A 3,667-nucleotide genomic window follows, 5' to 3' on the forward strand; every position below is an offset into this window, starting at 1 on the left:
GCTCCGACACACGGACGGTGTATTGCAGTCGCTTATTGTGCATGAACATGAGGGTTCTCCAGGGTTGGGATCCGCCCCGAACCACTTTGCATCAGGAATGTTCCTTGACACCGCGATGCCATACCTTGGCGCGAGAGGCGGCGAGCGTCACGCCTTGAGCATGCAGCCAGTTCACTCGAACATTTCGAAGATCGCACGAGCTTTAAGAACCCGGGCACCCGCTTCATCCCGAACATCGACGAAGAGTTCGAGCCGGTCTTCGATCGGAACAATCTCGGCCGCCATCTCGGCCAATGCCGTCGAGGCCTCCCGCCTTACCGCCTGCATGTCATCCAGTTCCGCGCCGGTTTCATCGGTCACGTGAGCTGAGCCGTTGAACGTGTCGAAGAAGTAGCGGCTCATCGAGTGCCTAGCGCCTTTGCCTCACGCTCTAGGGTCTCGCGGTCATTTCCATGCCTGGCGATCAGCTCGCGCACCTGAGGGATCGAGAGTCCGAACTTGCTGGCGAAGTAGCCGACCTCATACTCCTGATCCCCCGACACACGGTCGCGATCGCGTGAATCGCGTTTGCTTTTGTCGTCCGCCATGGTTCTCCTCCTCTCTCCGGACAAAAGGAAAGACTGACGAGCGATAATGTTCCTCCTATCCGCTATCGGCCCTGCAGCAGTCGCGACAAGTGCGCAGGACATGGCACTCGGGGTAAGAGCTCTGTCGCCCTAGCTCCCCTCGAACCCTCGCAGGCCGGGCGCCCCATGTCTTGGCTGGGCCTAAGCGTAGGCTCTCCGATCAATGGAACATGCTGGCCTATATGCAGAAAGCCATCGATTGTTGTCTGTCACATGTTTCGATTCCCTTGCGGCAACGGAACGTTCCCTTGGGACAGAGCGTTCCCGCGTGAAGGGGAGATCCGAACCGCGGTCCTTGCGAGACAAGAATGTGCAACGATTATGAGCAGCACATCGCTTGGGCTGAATACTGCCGCATGATGGAGTCGCTCACCTTGCAGATTTCCAGCCATCAGAATGAGCTCGACCTGCCGCAAGCTGACGGCATCCGCGTCAACGACCCGGCGCCAATAATGCGCGTTGCCGGCGATGCAGTCGAGCTGGCCTCGATGACATTCGGCTTCCCCCCGGCCGGTCCCAGAGGCGGGCCGGTTTTCAATTTCCGCTCCGAGGGCCGACAGTTTGGCAACAGCAAGCGCCTGCCTGGTTCCCGCTTCCGCGTTCTTCGAATTCACCGGAACGAAATATCCGAAAGCGAAACACCGCTTCACCCTCAACGGCGCGCCGTTCCTGGCAATTGCGGGGCTTTGGCGCGAGGCGACCGGCAACAAGCCGCCGAGCTTCACGATGCTGACGACCGAGCCTGGTCCCGACGTTGCGCCCTATCACAACCGTCAGTCGTGGTCCTTGAGCCGGAGAACTGGTCCGCCTGGCTCAACCTGACGGAATCGGAGGGCGATCTGTTGCGACCGCTTCCGGGCGGGTCGCTGGCGGTCGAGAGGGTGCGGCCGGAGAGCTCTTAGTTCTGATCGCCCGAGGGTCGCGGACATGCCCGGGAGCCTCGCGCCTCTTTCTCGCGCAAGTGCCTGCATTGTTCGAGCGCGACCTTGAATGCCGCAGCGAGATCGCATTTGTGCTTAGATGGGCCGTTGCTCTGGATCACAATTTCGGCCTGTCTGATGGTCAGACCGGGCCTCCCCGCAAACTCGTGTAGGTCGTAGGCTTCCTTCCAACACGACCGCTTCAAACCTTGCATTTCCGCTCCCGTTAGATCGAAAGGTGAATGCCGGAAGCCTCAACTCGGCTGGGCACCAGAGCCGTCTTTCTCGTCGGCGGCTTATGGGGCGTCGTCAAGCTCCTGGTCTCTTTTCGTTCTGCACTCTTGAACGGCGGGCAACTTACATAGCCAGGGCTATGGCCTCGGCTAGAACCCTGCCGGCGCTTCGCCCACCTAGAATCTGTAGAACGGCCCGGCAGCCATCTTGCTTCGGGGGAAGTGGTGACGAGCAGCCGGGCCTAGCTGGTCCGGGACAGGGTAGCCAAAACCCCGGACGGCGCTAACGATAGCGTCATGGCGGGCGATAGCAATTGTTGTTTTGGTGAGCGTCAAATCAAGGACCAAAGCGCGTCGCCTGAGTCCGCTCCTCGGGACGCGCCGCACAAACTGGCGTTTCTACCCACCGGCTTGATACTGTGGTATGTAGATGCCGCAACTCCATTGGTGGGACCACGGATATTCCGCTCTACCGTGCAGGCCGCCCCAGCGCAGCTGGCGTGGTGCGGATCGTCCGGCGCAAATGACGATCGATCAGGGAGGACTGCCATGCGCGCAATCGCACTTTTCATCGCCTCGTCGGCCACGATCTTCCTTGCAAGCCCATCGCGGGCGCAGGATGCCGCCGCAGGCGAGAAGGTCTTCACCAAGTGCAAGGTCTGCCACATTGCCGACCAGGACCAGAACAAGGTCGGCCCGTCTCTGCAGGGCGTCATCGGGCGCACCGCGGGCACGCATCCCGGTTTCACTTATTCCATGGCCATGACCGAGGCCGGAAAATCCGGCATCAAATGGGATGAGCCTACGCTGACGAAGTATCTTCAGGACCCGAGGGGGATGGTCAAGGGGACGAAGATGGCCTTTCCCGGCCTCAAGAACGATCAGGACGTAGCCAACGTCATCGCTTACCTGAAACAGTTTTCCAAGTAAGCGGGCCCTTCCAGGCGCCCTGTCGGCGGCAGCGTCGCGGGACGGCGGCTTGGCGGGTTAGATAGACAGATGCCCGCCACTCCTGGCAGAAACGGCGGGCATCTATCCACTCTCTCATGCCGACGATGAAGGGACATTGCTCGCCGGCCCTATCAAATGATGCAGAGAACGCGAAGGTTTCAGGGGTGGGACCAAAGCGGCAGCTCCTCCGACCTCGGTCGCAATCTGGCAGAAGGGAACATTCGATCAACCATCCCGTTGGGTGTCGCGGCGTGTGTCCCCGGCCAAGGTTCACCGCGCCGCGCGGGGGCATTTCCCCGGAGCCCGTTCGACCTCTTCAGGCGAGCGGGCTCTTGTTTGAGACGGAGATAGGGCAGTGAAGGACGGCGACGGCAAGCCGAACGGGTCGCGCACGGACAAAAATACCCGCCTTTTGGCAGCGCGGTTGGCAAAAGAGACTAGCCTATCCGAGGAGGAGGCGCGGGAGCTGATCCGGCTGATCGGCACGGATTGGAATTCGCTGGTGCGGGAAGCGAAATTTCTCAAGCGCCGCCATTGAGGCGCCAGGCAGGGAGACCGAGCTTACGGTTTGGGTTTCCTATCCACCGTGGCAAACAGCGCCGCCTCGTCTGTCGCCCCGTTCTGGAAGGCCGTGATCAACAGGCTGCCCAGCCATTCCCTTTCGGCGGCGTCCGCACCTGCGGGTAATAGCTTCTGGAGCACTCTTTCAAGCATCGCCATGTCGCCCGGTCCGAGAATACTGTTTGGCTGAGAACGCATCGGGCACCCCCAGGAACCTCTGCGGCCCGGCCCGCTTTAACCTAGGTGACACAGGATTATCACGGGTCGGGCCACCCCACCGCTTGAAGGTGGGGAGCATTGATCCTGCATCCATATGAGCGGACTCGCAACTAACAGATTTGCGACTGAAGTCTCTAACGATCCCGCGCATAAGTCC

The 3,667-nt window shown here is 60.6% G+C and carries 5 protein-coding genes and 1 pseudogene; 3 read left to right on the top strand and 3 right to left on the bottom strand.

Going from position 1 to position 3,667, the window contains the following annotated elements; translation table 11 throughout:
- Window positions 1–171 precede the first annotated feature (171 nt).
- A complete protein-coding gene (locus CK221_RS29300) occupies window positions 172–402 on the bottom strand; it encodes a hypothetical protein (protein WP_066998556.1) in 231 nt (76 codons plus the stop codon).
- A complete protein-coding gene (locus CK221_RS29305) occupies window positions 399–587 on the bottom strand; it encodes a DUF3606 domain-containing protein (protein ID WP_095780255.1) in 189 nt (62 codons plus the stop codon). The genes CK221_RS29300 and CK221_RS29305 overlap by 4 nt, the downstream gene beginning before the upstream one ends.
- A gap of 347 nt (window positions 588–934) precedes the next feature.
- Between CK221_RS29305 and CK221_RS29310 the strand changes: the two are divergent.
- The 3 genes and pseudogenes from CK221_RS29310 (at window position 935) to CK221_RS29325 (ending at window position 3,268) form a co-directional block, all read left to right on the top strand.
- A pseudogene (locus CK221_RS29310) lies at window positions 935–1,528 on the top strand (SOS response-associated peptidase).
- An 800-nt stretch (window positions 1,529–2,328) separates the two neighbouring features.
- A complete protein-coding gene (locus tag CK221_RS29320) occupies window positions 2,329–2,709 on the top strand; it encodes a cytochrome c family protein (protein WP_095780257.1) in 381 nt (126 codons plus the stop codon).
- A 376-nt stretch (window positions 2,710–3,085) separates the two neighbouring features.
- Complete coding sequence (locus CK221_RS29325; RefSeq protein WP_066998632.1) at window positions 3,086–3,268, top strand: hypothetical protein; 183 nt, start codon at window positions 3,086–3,088, stop codon at window positions 3,266–3,268.
- Window positions 3,269–3,291: 23 nt separating this feature from the next.
- Here the strand turns inward: CK221_RS29325 and CK221_RS30535 are convergent, their stop codons facing one another.
- Window positions 3,292–3,450: a hypothetical protein gene (locus CK221_RS30535; RefSeq protein ID WP_156752705.1), complete on the bottom strand. Its 159-nt coding sequence runs from the start codon at window positions 3,448–3,450 to the stop codon at window positions 3,292–3,294.
- Between the last annotated feature and the right edge of the window lie 217 nt (window positions 3,451–3,667).

The sequence above is a fragment of the Mesorhizobium sp. WSM3868 genome (assembly GCF_002294785.1).
In the GTDB taxonomy this organism is placed as follows: Bacteria; Pseudomonadota; Alphaproteobacteria; order Rhizobiales; family Rhizobiaceae; genus Mesorhizobium.